This window comes from Vibrio sp. 10N.286.55.E10, assembly GCF_002872555.1.
Lineage (GTDB): Bacteria > Pseudomonadota > Gammaproteobacteria > Enterobacterales > Vibrionaceae > Vibrio > Vibrio crassostreae.
Genome location: NZ_MCSD01000035.1, coordinates 383,561 through 399,585 on the forward strand (window position 1 = coordinate 383,561; position 16,025 = coordinate 399,585).

The 16,025-nt window shown below is 43.6% G+C and carries 11 protein-coding genes; 4 read left to right on the forward strand and 7 right to left on the reverse strand.

What is annotated here, in order from left to right; genetic code table 11:
• Window positions 1–15 precede the first annotated feature (15 nt).
• A complete protein-coding gene (locus BCV39_RS18170; protein WP_048660978.1) occupies window positions 16–348 on the reverse strand; it encodes a DUF1971 domain-containing protein in 333 nt (110 codons plus the stop codon).
• Window positions 349–421: 73 nt separating this feature from the next.
• Entirely contained in the window at window positions 422–1,225 is an 804-nt protein-coding gene (locus BCV39_RS18175) for a ferredoxin--NADP reductase (protein ID WP_102431445.1), read from the reverse strand.
• Between the two features lie 338 nt (window positions 1,226–1,563).
• Here BCV39_RS18175 and BCV39_RS18180 point away from each other — a divergent pair, with 338 nt between their 5' ends.
• A complete protein-coding gene (locus tag BCV39_RS18180; RefSeq protein ID WP_102431444.1) occupies window positions 1,564–2,508 on the forward strand; it encodes an acyltransferase in 945 nt (314 codons plus the stop codon).
• 104 nt (window positions 2,509–2,612) lie between these two features.
• Here BCV39_RS18180 and BCV39_RS18185 read toward each other — a convergent pair whose 3' ends face one another.
• From BCV39_RS18185 to glgX, 3 genes are all read right to left on the reverse strand, one after another.
• A complete protein-coding gene (locus BCV39_RS18185; RefSeq protein ID WP_102431443.1) occupies window positions 2,613–3,341 on the reverse strand; it encodes a tRNA (adenine(22)-N(1))-methyltransferase TrmK in 729 nt (242 codons plus the stop codon).
• Between the two features lie 140 nt (window positions 3,342–3,481).
• Window positions 3,482–5,224: a diguanylate cyclase gene (locus BCV39_RS18190; RefSeq protein ID WP_102431442.1), complete on the reverse strand. Its 1,743-nt coding sequence runs from the start codon at window positions 5,222–5,224 to the stop codon at window positions 3,482–3,484.
• 248 nt (window positions 5,225–5,472) lie between these two features.
• A complete protein-coding gene (glgX, locus tag BCV39_RS18195) occupies window positions 5,473–7,464 on the reverse strand; it encodes a glycogen debranching protein GlgX (RefSeq protein WP_102431441.1) in 1,992 nt (663 codons plus the stop codon).
• A 434-nt stretch (window positions 7,465–7,898) separates the two neighbouring features.
• Here glgX and lamB point away from each other — a divergent pair, with 434 nt between their 5' ends.
• Window positions 7,899–9,107 carry a maltoporin LamB gene (gene lamB, locus BCV39_RS18200; protein ID WP_017078577.1) on the forward strand — a complete coding sequence of 403 codons (1,209 nt, stop codon included), beginning with the start codon at window positions 7,899–7,901 and terminating at the stop codon, window positions 9,105–9,107.
• Between the two features lie 161 nt (window positions 9,108–9,268).
• A complete protein-coding gene (locus BCV39_RS18205; RefSeq protein WP_017078578.1) occupies window positions 9,269–10,099 on the forward strand; it encodes a MalM family protein in 831 nt (276 codons plus the stop codon).
• Between the two features lie 599 nt (window positions 10,100–10,698).
• Here BCV39_RS18205 and pulA read toward each other — a convergent pair.
• Window positions 10,699–14,340 (reverse strand): pullulanase-type alpha-1,6-glucosidase, encoded by a 3,642-nt coding sequence (gene pulA, locus BCV39_RS18215; RefSeq protein ID WP_102432459.1) that lies wholly within the window; start codon window positions 14,338–14,340, stop codon window positions 10,699–10,701.
• A 622-nt stretch (window positions 14,341–14,962) separates the two neighbouring features.
• On the opposite strand from pulA, the gene BCV39_RS18220 reads away from it, so the two are divergent.
• On the forward strand, window positions 14,963–15,352 hold the full coding sequence (locus tag BCV39_RS18220) for a DUF1294 domain-containing protein (RefSeq protein ID WP_102432058.1): 390 nt from the start codon (window positions 14,963–14,965) through the stop codon (window positions 15,350–15,352).
• 52 nt (window positions 15,353–15,404) lie between these two features.
• Here BCV39_RS18220 and BCV39_RS18225 read toward each other — a convergent pair whose 3' ends face one another.
• Window positions 15,405–15,989 carry a LysE family translocator gene (locus BCV39_RS18225; protein ID WP_065675799.1) on the reverse strand — a complete coding sequence of 195 codons (585 nt, stop codon included), beginning with the start codon at window positions 15,987–15,989 and terminating at the stop codon, window positions 15,405–15,407.
• Window positions 15,990–16,025 lie beyond the last annotated feature (36 nt).

Genomic DNA, 16,025 nt, shown 5'->3' on the forward strand with positions numbered 1-16,025 from the left:
AATATCGAATGGATCTTATTTTCGAGTGTTGAACATCTTCTTGGTCTCTTTTTCTGACCAGAAGTTAATGTTGAATTGCGCGTCGTCACTCAGTTCTACTCGGTGCCAATATTGAGGTGGACTGGTGGCAAATTGCCCGGCTTCAATCGTGATAACATTTTCTGGTTCTGTTGCTTCTGCATCAGCAAAACCATAGAAGGTGACAGTGCCTTCCATGACGCAGATCTGACCAAACACGCCTTCCGCGGTGTTGTGATGGTTGAGCAGTGCTGCTGGGATGTTGTCTTTAGTGAAAAACGGTGTTGAACGTTGGATTTTCCAGTGTGACGGAATACGTAAATGACTCATATAAAACCTCTTATCTGACTGTTCTTTGAAAGTTGTGTTTCTGTGCTGCTATGTAACTGGTGGTGGTTGGTATTTACCAGTAGTTCTCGCTGCTGAATTGACCGGGCTTTCTGCGTAAGTGTTTTTCGAAACCTAAGCTGGTTAGCGCTTCACTTGTGTCACGAACCATTTGCGGATTGCCACACAGGTAGAAGAAACTGCGGGTTTGATTGAAAGCGACAGACGCGGCTTGCTCAAGGTCGCCTCCAAGTAACAAACTTGGGATTCGTCCGCGCAAAGTTCCGGTAACTGATTCTCTAGAAATAATTGGCACATATTTAAGTTTTCCTTGAAAGTGATCGACGAGTTGAGTGATACGGTCTCGATAAGTCAAGTCTTGTTCTGTTCTTACGGCATGAACCAATACAAGGTTGTTGAATGAGGCGGCTTTTTCTGTAGCCAATCCATTCTGTTGTTGAATCTGCATGCTTTCGAGCATTGAGATGAATGGGCCAACCGCGGTTCCGGTTGAAAGCATCCATAGATCGTCGACGTTCTCTGGGAGCTCATCCAATGTCATAAAGCCGCTTGGGTCTTTGCCGACAAAGATGTCATCGCCTGCTTTCAATTCATGAAGCTGAGGAGAGAGCTGACCGTTCTGATCCTTAATAATTAAAAACTCGAGATGTTGATGACCTTTTTCGTGCTCTGGTGCGTTTACCATTGAATAAGCACGTCTCACGAACTCATCTTCACTATTTAGCAAACCGAGCTTAGTAAACTGACCTGCCTGATAAGGGGAGACAGGAGCACTGACTTGGAGTGAGAACAATTGTTCTGTCCATTCTGTCTTGTGTAGGACTTTTCCGGTTACCAAACCATGAGGAATATCTGTCATATCATCACCTTTAAGAAGAGAAGTTATCTCATTAAGGATACTCAACTATTTACATTTTGGAGTTGCATGTACCATGCCAATAATGAGAATGCTTATCAATACTGACTTGTTGGCTGAAATTAATTTTTTTGTGTCAAAAAGACCCTTTTATAAATTGGTCTAAATGACTCATATGTGTGTTTGTTGTGTACGTGGTGCGTTGTTTTGGGGGATTTAGAGCCGAGCTTTCGCAAAGTCCGAAGAGTGGTTTGACCCCTGAAGTATTGTACTAATAACTAAAGAGAATAATTTGTAGATGCGTATAATGGCGGCTTTCGATCTCAATATAGCCGTGTTTTATGCTTGATAATCTTCGTATGGCCTTGAACGTGTTGTTCGTGACCCTCAATACCGCAATGACTGCGTTTACCGTGAGTTTCTTTGGCCTCATCAAACTGATTCTGCCAATCTCTGTTGTGCAAAAGTCGTGTACTCGTTTAGCTAACTTCACATTCTGGTGTTGGGCTTCGCTCAATCTTTGGATGTTGAACGTGAATAATGACATCGAGTGGCAAGTGGAAGGCGGGGAAGATATCTCGACTAAGCAGTGGTATTTGATGATGTCGAACCACCTGAGCTGGGCGGATATTGTGATTTTGTCTTCAATCTTGAAAGACAAGATGCCGATGACGAAGTTCTTCCTTAAGCACGAACTGCTGTATGTGCCTTTTGTTGGCTTGGCCTGCTGGGGCTTGGATATGCCGTTCATGCGACGTCACTCTCGCGAGTTTTTGCTACGTAACCCAGAGCGTCGTAATGATGACTTCAATGCAATCAACAAAGCGTGTACTAAGTTCAAGCTAGCGCCGACAACATTAGTTAACTTTGTGGAAGGAACGCGTGCCAACCACGACAAACTGGCGACAGCGAAAACTCCATACCGACACCTATTGAAACCAAAAACCGGCGGTGTGGCGTTTGCTCTATCTGCAATGGGGCCAATCTTAGATGGGATCGTGGATGTCACTTTGGCTTACCCTGAAAACCAAGTCTCTCCGTTTGAAGATATGTTGAAAGGCAAAATGACCAAGGTTGTGGTACGTATTAAATTGCACCCGATGGACGAGAACGTAAACGGTAATTACTTTGAAGATAAAGCGTTTAAACGTCGCTTCCACAGTTGGTTGAACAACACGTGGAAAGAGAAAGATGCTTATCTTGATACGGTTTATGGGGTTGATACGCCCTCTGAGGCTGAATCGATTGATGAGACAGATGCGGTTCATAAGAAACAACAGCAGTAAGCTCAAACCAAACTGATAGTATTGAAAAAGCCGATAGTTCATTGAACTATCGGCTTTTTATTGATTTGAATATTCTTAATATTCAGCAATAAAGTTAGTACTTACTATGGTTTAACCGACTGGTAGGCATCAATAACATGCTTCACTTGACTCGGTTTGCCTTGCTTCTCCTGTCCTTGATGGATACGTAAGTAGTGCTGCAATGTTTTGGCTTTGTATTGCTGTGATACCTTCATTTGTTCGTCACAATTTGGTGCCCAGATCTTGTCACCGACGTTCGATATCTCGCGAACGTTTTGGCTATTATCTGAATCACCTTGGTTATTACTCACCAATAAAACCTCGTAGTAACGACGGTTCTCTTCGATCAAAATTTCATCAATAAGACCAAAATTGAGCGCCTTTAAATGGCTTCTCAACTCGAATTGCTGATGCACCGGGCAAAGCAAGAAATCGATCGCTTTGTCTGGGTGTTGACGGTGAATATCATCGACTAATTTCTGAGTCAGATCGCCACCGACGCCTGCAATAATAACCAGGTGTTTGCCAGTATGTTTCTCAAGCGGAATAGCGGCGACATCCATGCAGTAGACTTGCCATTGACTGGTAACCGTTTTTTCAGCTCTGTTATCTTGTGGAAAGTAGCGCGCTAGCTTGCCTTCCAGTTCATTCATCAGAGACGGGACTATATCGACAAAGTGAATCTGAGAGGCTTTGTTATCCGACAACAGTTGAACACCCAAAAAGCCATGATCACAGCAACAGTCCCAAATATGCTGGTAGTCATTGCTGACAAGGGAATGGAGAGTTTGCAGTCGGTTACTTAGCTTCATAAGGTTCGTGTCGTTAGAAAAGGGGATATTGTCTTATCGAAGGCGCATTGTAATGACTTTCTAGAAAAACAAAAGCACCTTGGATGTGAACCCTAGGTGCTTTGTCGTGTGAGATAGTCTACAGGCTTGTTGGAATACGTTTAAGATGCTTTGGCAACGGCTCTGATATGGCCTTCCACTCGGTTCTTACCAAGCTGTTGTGCGATAAGCTTTGCCTGTTCCGCTAGCGCTAAAGCTGAATCGCGTTCGCCTTCTATTTGCGAGAACCCCACGCTAACCCCTAGTGATAAGGTGATATCTGGAGTGACGATGGTTTTCTCCGCGATTGCTCTTCGGCACTGGTCTAGCTGGAATTTGGCATCTTTCACATCATTCGCTTTGAATAATACAGCGAACTCTTTTCCTCCAACACGTGCCAAGCAAAGACCTATTGGTTTAGGGAAGTAACTTCGTATTGATTCTGCAGTCAGCTTAATCATCTTGTCGCCCACTGCTTCACCGTAGGCACGGTTTACGTGGTCGAAGTTATCGATATCAAGCAGAGCAACATAGGTATCGGGCTCGCTCGCGTAGTTTTCGATGGCGCTACTGAAACTGTTTTTATTGTCTAACTGTGTCATCAGATCTTTGCTGCTCAATTGATGTTGAAGCAGTAAGTTCGACAAAGATACCTCAGTGTAATCTCGGATCATTCGCAGAATATTCTGGCTAATCGGTAAGTTTGCGTTTACATAGAGCACAGCGATCAACTGCTTACGAGAGTGCAAAGGAATACAGTAATGGCGTTGGTGTATTTTGAGTTTACGCGCCAATGGGTCGGCGTATTTTCCGCTTCTGTAAGCCATGGAGTCCGGAGCAAAGCGCTCTGCAAGGGCTTTGTCACAATGTACCGTTGATTTATTTCCGTGATAGTCGATGGTACTGAATGAGTGGTTCTCAGGCTGATAGAGACAGAATTGAATGCCTTTTTGGTAGGTGAAGCTATCAAGTATGGATTTTAACTCTCGCTTAAAGCTTACAAGGTCATCGACCTTATTCAGTTGTGACAAGGACACGTTCAAACGATAAGCCAAATAGTTTGCGCCAATCCACAATAGAAGCAGTGAACCAAGTACCAAGCCAGTTAGCGTAAATTGGTGTGAGCTGGTTAAGATGTCGTGGCGATCGGTGCCTGCGATGAATACCCAGTTCAAGCTGTTGTCAGCGTCAAACACCGATATTTTGAAGTTATCTTGATAGTAGTATTCGTGCTTACCAACGGTTTCACCTTGTGAGAGTTGATGGCTGATACCTGCGTGATAGCTAACAGATTTAGAGCCTATACGTTTTGGGTCTGGGTGGAAAACCAGTCGTTCTGTCGCTCTATCCACCACGAACACATAACCATGGTTAAGGGTCTTTAAATCTCTTAAGCCTTGTGTGGTGTGCAGAAGATCAAACTCAATCCATATTTCCTCATTCAGCCTTTCGGCTGTGTGCTTTACGGCGAATACCCAACGACCGTCTGCCTTTTGGTAAACGGAAGAGATATAGAAGTCTTCAACAACACTGTCTATTGAATGCCATTGAATTGCTGATATCTGTTCATTTGATAGAGGCAAACCTCGAGTGGAAATGTAGTTTTGATATTGAGGTTGGTATCGAATGATATCGGAGAAGTTAGGCGTTCTTTTTAGAATGTTATCGCTGAGTTCGCGGAATTTTTTGTCATCAAAGCTGGTGGCTTGAGGTAAGCCTAGGCTAGTTTCTAGGAAGTAAAGCTTGCCAAATACCGCTTCGATGTTGGAACGAATAGTGGAGCTTGCGATACGAATGTTTGACGATGATTGTTCAGTTGCTGCTGTTTCTACTTTTTCAAGCTGAGCCACAGCTAGATAGAGCATCCCTCCAGTTAATAAAATAATGTATGGTTTAAAAAGCCGAATTAATGTTTTAGGTAAAGCCATGATATCCAAAGACGTTATAGATTCATTTTTATAGTACGGCCATACTAAACAGTTTTCGTAATCACATCAATGCAAATGATTCCATATAAATGAATGAGTTTTGTGATATTAGGCTAACAAAAAAGCCAGTCATAAATATAACTGGCTTCTATGGTTTTCGGTGTTTTATTACGTTGGCTTAACTTTTAACTTAACTCAGTCTTTCCTGGCGAATAATGCAAAATCGCCATCGAAGTTGGCGACAATAACATTTCACCTTCAGCATGACCCGGTTTTACATTTCGTAGGTTAGTATCGCAGATCTTCACCCAGTTTTGATCACGATCACTAGGTAAAGAAAAACGTGCTGGTGCGTTGGTTTGGTTGATCAGATAAATCAACTCGTCACCATTTTTACCAATGCCTAAATGCAGCGCAACTGAGCTTAAACGGTTCCAGTCATCATGCTCCATGAGTGTGCCATCGACACGGCTCCAGAAGATGCGATTAGAGTTACGCTTTTCGCCACTGAATGCCTTAATAAATGGCACCATGTATTGCTGACGAGCAGAAATCATTTCCGATAGCCAAGTCTTGAAGCATGTCTTGCGTTCAGAGTCTTCCCAGTTAAGCCAACTTGTCACGCCATCTTGGCAGTATGCGTTGTTGTTACCTTTTTGAGTATGAGATAACACATCTGCCGTCAGAATATGTGGAATACCAAAAGCAAACAGCAGACTCGCCATGAAGTTACGTTTCTGCTTCTCACGCGTGGCGATAACTAACAGGTTTTCTGTTTCGCCTTCAACACCATAGTTCTCAGAGCGGTTGTCACCGTGTCCATCGCGATTGTTTTCACCATTCTCTTCGTTGTGTTTGTGCTTGTAAGAAACAAGATCCTGCATGGTGAAACCATCGTGATAAGTGATGTAGTTGACGGTCAATTTGTACGGCCAGTGTGCTGCGCTATAGATGTCACGTGAACCCATCAAGCGAGTCGCAAACTCTTTCAGGTAGCCTTGATCACCGCGCCAGAAGCTGCGTGTGATGTCTCTGAGCTTGTCGTTACACTCATTCCAACCTAACGGGAAATTACCAACTTGGTAGCCATTCGGGCCGATGTCCCAAGGTTCAGCGATGAGCTTAGTTTCTTTAAGTACAGGATCTTGAGCAACGGCTTTGAAAAAAGCGGCCTCAGGATTATAGTTGTCACCTTCTCGCCCCAGCGTGGCTGCTAAATCAAAACGGAAGCCATCGACTTGGAATTCACTCACCCAGTAGCGAAGCGTATCCATGACTAAGTTGAGTGCAGGTTGATGGGTTAGATCGACCGTATTACCGCAGCCTGTGAAGTTCGCATAATGACAGCCATGTTTGATGTAGGAGTTGCTATCCAGCGCTTTTAGATTGAACGTTGTCCCACCTTCACCACCTTCACCACCTTCACCACCTTCAGCTGTGTGGTTGTATACGACGTCAAGGATGACCTCGATACCATTGCGGTGCAGTTCACGAATCGCGGTTTTGAGCTCAGTAACCGCGTCTTTTTCTGCATAGCGAGGGTCTGGCACCATGAACAGATATGGGTTGTAACCCCAATAGTTTACTTTCCCCATATCCAATAGGTGGGGTTCATGCATACACGCAGCAATAGGTAAAAGTTGTAGAGAATTGATATTTTGCTGTTTATAGAACGCAAGCATTTCAGGGCTAACTAACCCTAAGTAACGTCCTTTAGTATTGGTCGCTACTTCAGGATGAAGTTGAGATAGGCCTTTTACATGGGTTTCAAAAAGAACGGTCTCTTCGCGGCTAATGCTTGGTTTTTCTACGCCTTGCCAATCGAAAGTGTCATCAATAACAACACATTTCGCCATAGCAAAGCTCTTCTCATTGGTATACGGCGTGACGTAATCGAGCGGTTCGCTGATTGCTTTGGCATACGGGTCTGAAAGTAGGATTGGCCCATTGTCAGTGTCAGCAATGAAGCCGTATTTTTGCCCCGCTTTTATACCATCAATAAAAACATATCTGATATCAGCGTATTCATTTTCCAACTTATAAGTGGTGAATTTATCGTTCTCGTCAAAAAGAGCAAGAGAGAGGGATTTACAGTCAGGAGAATAAATTGAGAAGTTACAGCCAGTGTTTCCTAGCGTTGCGCCTAGTGGATAAGGGCGAGCGAGCGTTCTAGTCATTGCTTGATTTCTTGTTCGTTTATCAACATCAGTGAACTATAAGTAAAAAGCTTTGTCACAGTAAGGTCAAGCAACTTCACAGAATAATTATTGTTAAAAAAATAATTTACCGATTAGGTTCAAATTATATATTTGAAGTAGATCTCACTTAAGGTGAATAATTAGATCTGTGTGCTGTCTACTCCTCCTAGATTAAGTGATCTACCTCTTTAAAACACCATTCTGTATATTTTCTACTCCCCTCTAGTCCCCCTTAATTAACTTAGGGGTGGAGGAAGTCAAACTTGTCATCCCCTCTTAATATTGACCCCGTTGAAACGAATCAGGGGAAACCCTAAACCTCTCTATCTTACGACTACCATTACTGCCTTTGGTTGCCGCAAGAGAGCAAAAATATAAAAACCTAAAATAAATCGTCCTTAATGGAGTTAAGAATGAAAAAAGTAAGTTTGATTGCTGCTGCAGTGGCAACTACATTAGCTGCTGGCTCTGCGTTCGCTGTAGATTTTAATGGCTACATGCGTGCTGGTACTGGTATTAGCGGAAATGATGGTGGTGACGTTTCATTCATGAAGAATGGTATTGGCCGTCTAGGTAATGAAAACGACAACTACTCTGAGTTTGGCTTGGCTGAAGAACTAAAAACTGGTGAGCAAACTTGGCGTTTAGAGTCAATGATTGCTTCTGGTGCTGATGGCGCAAATGGTTGGGAAGACGGTGACTTTAACGTTGCTCAGTTTGCGGTTAAAGCAAAAGGCGTTCTATCTTTCGATGAAGAAGCGACTCTTTGGGCTGGTAAAACATACTACCAACGTAAAGATATTCACATCACTGACTTCTACTTCCTAAATACATCAGGTACTGGTGGTGGTATTGAAAATATTTCAGTTGGTAACCAAAAACTTTCTTTAGCAATTATTCAAGATGGCGAAGATGAGAACGGTGCTGGTTACATGGCTGATGCTCGCCTAGCGAATATCGGTTTATGGGAAGATGCTAGTTTAGAGCTTGGTGTTGTTTACAACTTCGGTACTGAAAACAAGAATGGCAAATACGATGGTGATGATGGTCTACTTGCTACAGGTATTATCCACCAAAACATGAGCAATGGTTTTAACCAAACAGTTGTTCAGCTAGGTACTGCTGGTTACGGCGTTCAAATGGCTAACTTCTGGGGTTCTGGTGCTTACTATGATCGCTCTGGTGCTCAAGATGATGGTTTTGGTTACCGTATTCTTAACTGGGGTGTAATGAACCTAGGCGAATCTTGGGAAATGGGTCACCAACTTGCATACCTAGCAGGTTCAGACCTAGGTGTTGATAAGCATGATTCAAGCCAATACTCTATCGTGGCTCGTCCAATGTATAAGTGGAACGACACAATGCGTACTATCTTCGAAGCTGGCTATAACGCTGGTGAAGTAGACAACGTTGACTTTGGTGGCGCTAAATTTACTGTTGCTCAAGCATGGGCAATGGGTGACAGCTTCTGGGCTCGTCCTGAAATCCGTGTATACGGTAGCTACCTAATGGATCTAGAAGGTGATTCATTCGGCGAAGTGAAAGATGCGAGCGGAGATGTAACAGCTAAAGGTGCTGACAACGACTTCGTTGTTGGTATCCAAGTTGAAGCTTGGTGGTAAGCCACTTAGCTTAAAATCCTAAACTGTCCTAATTCATAGCCGGCTTGCGTCGGCTATTTTTTTAAGGAATGTACGATTAAGTTGATCGTTCCCTAGGTGAATAGTTCTCTTTGTGGTAATTAAAGTTAGTAAATTTCTTAAAAAAATAAAAAGGAAGGGTTATGTATTTTAAAGCTCTGATGTTGAGTGGCTGTGTTGCATTGGCCGGTTGCCAATCTGCACAAGTAGTCGAGCAAGTGCAAGTGGCACAGGCTGAACAAGTTAACTCGATTACTGGTCTTCAATTTGCCCCGATGAAGCTTCCAAGCTCGGCAATTTTTGATGTGACACCAAATAGCCAAGTATTAAACTATCAAGGAATAAACAGCCCTGTAGTAGCGATTGAACTGCCTGCAGATCGCGGTGAGTACTCGATTAATATCACGAGCATTATCGGCGATACAGCGTTTGTTCCTAATGCGGTTATCTATGACGAAAACGGTAGTGAGCTAGAGCGTTACGGTAAAGAGAGTTTCGAGTACGCTAAACCAAGACTACACTTGGGGAACCGTCTCGTTGCTGAGAACGATTTTTACCCACCGACAACAGCAAAATCAGTTTATTTAGTTATCTATACAGATCAAGCTGATATTGGTGATTTTACTGATGTGATCCATCCTGCTCGTTTAGATGCGGAAGGTCGTGGTAACTATTTACCTGAAGTGAAAGATATCCCGATTCCAAATGCTAACGTTGGTAAGATAGAAGTAACAATCGATAAAGCGAGCTTCTTTTCTATTGGTTCATCGAGCAGCGAATCTAACGCTAAACCAGCCGCTGCGACTAAGATCGATACCATTCAACCTGAAACGCAAACCTACTATCACAATGCGATTCAAACGGCTGTAACTGAAGACAATATTCCTAAAGCTCTGAGCTTATTAGATGAAGCAAAAGCACTAGGTATTGAAGGCGCGCAAGAAGTATTTGTAAAAGCCGTCAATAAAAAGTAGTCGAATAGTTTGTAAATACTGATTGATATAAAGAGAAGGGCTCCTAGTAGGGAGCCTTTTTTATTGATTGTAATATATTAAAAGTAATACTCATGTTAACCAGAATCTTTGAATGTAAATAATATCAGGCTTACACATAATAACCAATAACCAATAACCAATAACCAATAACCAATAGCTAATATAAATGGGCGTAATTCGTTGTTTATAGTTTTGATTTACTAACTACTAAAAAACACTCTCGTCTATTTTACTCTTGTCAAATAGCTGAATACGAGCTCTATTGACGAATCGCTATTTCATCTAGTGACCTAAAGTCGGCCTCCTAAACTTTACGTACACTGGAATTATACGTTCACACGACATCGTTATACTTTCTACCAAGAACCAAGAACCAAGAACCAAGAACCAAGAACCAAGAACCAAGAACCAAGGCGGTTTGTTTATCTCTTAACATTTATGTTAATCAAGGTCAGGGAAGGGTGGGACGTGTTGGGATTGGTGTTTGTTGAGCACAAAAAAAGGGAGACTGAGGTCTCCCAAAAGGCTAGCTTGCGCTGGTTTTATTATCTGTTTATTAGAATCGTAAGCTTTAAGGCTTAATTCTTGGTTACTGAAACGACCGCTTTTTCTACATTGTCATCCAGCTCATTAATCGCATTCAGAGTGAAGGTGTAGCTGCCAGCTTCTGCTACGCTTAGTTGGCAGTTACCATCACTACCTAGGTTGATTGACCCATTAGCAAGTTCAACGGAGTCACAACCAAAGTTAGGTGTTTTCCAGTCAGCATCTGCAAACTTGAAGCCATAGTTACCCGCTTCCAAGCTACCTGTTACTGAATAAACGCCGTTACTTACAAAGCTCATTGCCCAACCCTCAACAGGGTTCCAGCCATTCATATCACCACGTACATACACGGTAGTTTGACCGTATGGCGGAATGCTAGACACATCTTTATCAGAGTTATCAACTGGCAGACCGACACCTTGTGCATCACCTTGAGCTTGTACAAATACAGCGGTGGTTAGTGCCGGTACTGTGAAGGTCTCAGCGGCGAAGCTTGCACCTTTCACTGTATCATCAGCAGAGTTTTGTTGAACGTCATGAAGTGTAAAGCCTGTCGCTCCTGTGATTTTGAACGATTGAGATTCATTAGTTGAGTTTACAACTGCCACAATCGCATCATTTGCAGGGTCAAGATCGTCGCCCGCAGACACACCATCATCGATAGACATGACAATCAGGCCTTCGACTTGATCTTCGCCAACATTTCGGAAATCGACACGCTTCATGACTTCGTCTGCTGTATCTAAGCGGAACAGTTCACTTGAGCTACGGATTTTTAGTAGTTCTAGGAATTGCTGCTTAGTCAGTTCAATGTCGTCTGCGTCTGGTTTAGCAGTGCTGTCAGCAATGATAGTTTTGATCAGATCCCAGTTCGCACCATCTTTGTCTTCACGAGGTAAGCCAACATTCCAGTTATTGTCAGTACCATCAAACATCACGCGGTTGTACCAATCGCCAGAGTCGTAAGAATCACGCTGCATTGATTTAGAACGTAACAGTTCAGAACCCATGTGTATGAATGGGATGCCTTGGCCCAACATGACGGTCGAGAGTGAGACCGACTGCATGCGAGCGCGTTCTGCAGAGCTAGTACCGGTGGCGATTTTGTATGCGTTGTTATCCCAAAGCGTTTGGTTATCATGTTTTGAAACGTAAGAAATGTTCTCTGAAGGCATCTTAGTGTAACCAGCTGGCGCGCCGTTGTAATCAACGTTTTTACCCAGTTTGGTATCGCCTTTGTAATCAATCAGTACGTATTCTGCGAGGTTACCTGCCATACCTAAACGAACAAGGTCTTGGTTATGCAAACGACCATTGATCGAATCTTGATCAACTTTGGTTTCTTCGTTGGCAATCGCTGCGTTACCAAAGCCTTGGTTAAAGCGAAGTGGGTGGTTGCCTTCTGAATCGACGCCACCATCAAACGGGCTACCGCCACGAACAGCGTCACGTAATCGATCAGAGAATGTACCTATCTCTGTGCCTGCCATATTGATTTGGTTCGCTTGGTCGAAGCGTGCGTTATCCGCTACTTCGCCGAAATCCCACCCTTCACCGTAGAACAGTGTGTTCTCGTCGATTTTACGAACTTCAGCAAGAGCTTCTACCATTACGTCTTTTGGTTGGTGACCCATTAAGTCAAAACGGAAACCATCCACCTTGTAGTCGTCAGCCCACACCTTAAGTGAGTCGACCATTAACTTACCCATCATTAGGTTTTCGGTCGCAGTGTTGTCACAACAGGTCGAGTTTTCCACGCCACCTGTGTTCACATTAAGACGGTGGTAGTACCCAGGGACAATCTTATCCAGTACCGACTTATCGTTCACACCAGACGCATTGGTGTGGTTGTATACCACGTCCATGATCAGCTTGAGATCCATGTCGTGCGTGGCTTTCACCATTTGACGGAATTCTAGAATACGTTGAGAACCATTAGGATCGGTCGCGTAGCTGCCCTCTGGCACAGTGTAGTGGAATGGGTCGTAGCCCCAGTTGAAGCTGTCCAGCATGCGCAGGTCGTTCATTAATGCTTGCGCATCGCCTGTTGAAGGGTCATAACCATCGAGTACATCTTCGATGACTTTATTTTCGTCTTCGTTTCCACATAAGGCAGCAGTCGGTTTTACATCACACAGTTTGCCAACGGTGTCGGTGATATCAACACGGCTCGCGGCATCTTCATCAACGGTCGCGATATCAAATGCCGGTAAGATATGCAGCGTGGTTAAACCTGCTTCTTGCAGAGCTTGTAGGTGCTTGACCGACTCACGATCTGCTTCTGTGAGAGCTAGGTACTTGCCGTTCAGGCTTGTTGTGCCTAGTTTATCGCTGAAGCTAAAGTCACGAAGGTGTGATTCGTAAAGTACATGATCTTCATCTTTTTTAACGGTTGGTCGTACGTAGTCGTCCCAGTTCGTTGGTTTCAAGGTTGAGTCATTTAGGTCAATCACTTGAGAGTACGCAGAGTTTTTCGACAAGCTCAGAGAATACGGGTCCGTTACAAGGCGAGTTTCAATGTTACCTGTGGTTGGATGGTAAACCTTCACTTGGTAGCGATAGTAACTGTTGACAGCGTTAGGTACCGCGTCAGTCGCCCAAATACCCGTCTCAGTGCTTTCCGTCATTGGGAACACTTGTGAACTTTGCAGATCTTCGCTGTACAAGACGAGTTCTACATCTTGCGCGGTTGGTGCCCAAAGCTTGAAGGTCGCTGCACTGCCTTCAACAATCGCTCCTAGTTCTTCGCTCATCGCATTACCAGCATCTTCGCTAGCAAATACCGCATCAAGCACACCTGGCTTTTGAACCTCAGTTGAAGAGATAACATCGCCATTGGCATTATAGGCAACAAAAATTATCTGAGATTTTAAGATGGTGCGTAATGTGTTGTCGTCAACGTCGATAGCAAGGGCAGGTAAGCTTGCAAGGTGGCGGAAACGCTCTTTCAATTCAGTAGAAAGCTCTCCGTCTTTGCTCAGTTCAATTGCAGTGCCACCCACGATTTCTTTGTCGTCGTTCATCGTGATGCTGTTATCGAGTGCGTAGAACAGCTTGACAGAATCGGCGTTACCAGCGGCTTCCCAAGCGATAGTGTCTGCGTCTAACCAATGCGCTTTTTGGCCATCAATATTCACTGGGCGCTCTGAAATTGGGTCGTAGTACAACTCGCTGCTGCCATGGAACCCGAATACGCCTTGTGAATCGCCAAGCTTGGTTAGCTCGATTTTAGAATTGGCACTACCAAACGCTTTTTCGTCGCCATTGTGTAAGATGAAGTTCATGCATTTATGTGGGTCAGAAGCATCTGGATCGACTTTCAACACATAGTAAGCGCCGTAGGTATCACTGATACCATCAAATTCGTAAGGTGCTTCCCAGTTAGTACCCGTTTCGCTTAGCCCCATGCCTTTTAAGTCTGTGCTAGTACAGCCTTCGCCATTCCATAGGTGAAGCCCCCAACCGTCGTAAGTTGAGCCCGAAGTGCTCGCGGCTGCAACATCACGTTTGTAATACACAACGACTTCGTTTTCGCCTGCTTTGTATAAGCCATCGTTGCCTGCGTCTGTGTCATTGTCGCTATCACTGCCACAACCTGCGATCAAAGTAGCGGTGAATAGAGGTAAAATCGCTTTGGCCAAAGTCGAGCGCTTGAAGCTTCTCTTTTTGGTCATATTGAAGGTGTTTCGTAGAGATATAATTTTATTAATATTTATGTTGTTCACGTTTTGATATCCATATTTCACTTTTTATGAAGATAAATATCCTAGCTTTAACCAAGGTCAACTATTTGTGATGGCAATGTATAAAGTTATTTTTAATTCGTAATTATAAGAAACCTAGTGTCAATATCACGCTTTGTATTTGGTTAGTGCTGGATTAATTGGATCAATGACTCATATGTTCGGAATCAATAACCTAAGGCGTAGAGGATAGGAGTAGATAATAAGGATGAGAACTCATCCTTATTAATGTGAGACGAATACCACTTTTTTTGGCTCTTATTTTTCAATGGCAATAAAGTTTTATTTATTACCGTTTTTATTGCTACTATAGCTAATAATAACCCTATTAATTAGTGTGGAGTAACCACAAATATTTTGACACTAAAAATGGATTCACATAAGTGTGAAAATACTGTCATTTCTATTTTCAGATCCTTTCGATTACGATAGATCCAACGTGTGTTTAGGAAGAGGTTTCTTAGTAGACTAGCTCCGTGCTACTGAGCTCTTTCTATCAAAATCTACAGGGCGTAATTGCCACAATATGTGAGCTGTTACCCAAAAGGAGTTGATGTTGTCTTCATCTATTAAAATTGCTATCACCTATCTGATGTTGGTTGCGATATCTGTGTTGTTTACAGAAAGTTCTAAAGCGCTGTTGGTGTGGTATTTGGTTATCGGATTGGTGACGTTTTTTGTGTACGCGAAAGACAAGCGAGCAGCGATCAATGGTAATTGGCGTGTTCCAGAGAAAACCTTGCATGTTTTTTCTGTAGCTGGTGGTTGGTTGGGGGCTTTGCTCGCACAAGACAAGCTGCGTCATAAAACGCAAAAGCAGCCGTTCAGAGCGATTTATTGGCTGACGGTGGCGATGAATATAGCAGTGTTTATATGGACGTTAACACCGAGTGGGCAGGCGATATTCGGTCGTTGGGTTAGTGAGGTTATTGGATACTTGTAATGAAATTGATGGTTAGTAATCACTTGCTAACCATCATATGGAAGCTATCTGGCTACAACATCGGAATCGTTGAGGCTAACAGCAACCCCGCCATGCCATAGTTGAAGCTTTTGATGCGGACTGGCGTTGTTAGCCAGTGTTGCAGTTGCTTGCCTGCTGCCGTCCAGAAAGTTACGGATGGCAAGTTAGCTAGTGTGAATATCGCTGCGATGATTGCAAGTTCCCACCATGAACTACCGCTGCTATAAACAGAAATGGCTGTCAGTGCCATTGACCAACCTTTCGGATTAACCCACTGAAAACTTGCCGCGCCAATGAAGGTCATCGGTTTATAAGCTTCAGTGCTTTTAGCTTTTCCACTCTTTGCTATTTTAATCGCTAGGTAAACCAAGTAAGCAAGGCTCAGGTATTTCAAGATTTGGTGCGTCACCGGGTATGCATTGAAAATCCCCATTAAGCCGAAGCCAACCAACAGCAACATAGCGGCAAACCCTAGAGCTATGCCAAGCATGTGTGGAATGGTACGAGCAAAGCCAACATTGGCACCTGATGTCATGAGCATGATGTTATTTGGACCCGGCGTGAAGGTCGAGACAAACGCAAACAAGGCAAGCGCGCTAAGTTGTTCTAAAGGCATTATGGTTCTCCAGCAATAAAATGAACGAAGTGACTG

Excerpts from the sequence above, each read along its gene's own strand:
- BCV39_RS18220 (WP_102432058.1), top strand. The coding sequence starts at position 14,963 with ATGTTGTCTTCATCTATTAAAATTGCTATCACCTATCTGATGTTGGTT.
- BCV39_RS18180 (WP_102431444.1), top strand. The coding sequence starts at position 1,564 with ATGCTTGATAATCTTCGTATGGCCTTGAACGTGTTGTTCGTGACCCTC.
- BCV39_RS18175 (WP_102431445.1), bottom strand. The coding sequence starts at position 1,225 with ATGACAGATATTCCTCATGGTTTGGTAACCGGAAAAGTCCTACACAAG.
- BCV39_RS18225 (WP_065675799.1), bottom strand. The coding sequence starts at position 15,989 with ATGCCTTTAGAACAACTTAGCGCGCTTGCCTTGTTTGCGTTTGTCTCG.
- BCV39_RS18190 (WP_102431442.1), bottom strand. The coding sequence starts at position 5,224 with ATGCTCTATCTAGCTGTGGCTCAGCTTGAAAAAGTAGAAACAGCAGCA.
- BCV39_RS18170 (WP_048660978.1), bottom strand. The coding sequence starts at position 348 with ATGAGTCATTTACGTATTCCGTCACACTGGAAAATCCAACGTTCAACA.
- BCV39_RS18185 (WP_102431443.1), bottom strand. The coding sequence starts at position 3,341 with ATGAAGCTAAGTAACCGACTGCAAACTCTCCATTCCCTTGTCAGCAAT.
- lamB (WP_017078577.1), top strand. The coding sequence starts at position 7,899 with ATGAAAAAAGTAAGTTTGATTGCTGCTGCAGTGGCAACTACATTAGCT.
- pulA (WP_102432459.1), bottom strand. The coding sequence starts at position 14,340 with ATGACCAAAAAGAGAAGCTTCAAGCGCTCGACTTTGGCCAAAGCGATT.
- glgX (WP_102431441.1), bottom strand. The coding sequence starts at position 7,464 with ATGACTAGAACGCTCGCTCGCCCTTATCCACTAGGCGCAACGCTAGGA.
- BCV39_RS18205 (WP_017078578.1), top strand. The coding sequence starts at position 9,269 with ATGTATTTTAAAGCTCTGATGTTGAGTGGCTGTGTTGCATTGGCCGGT.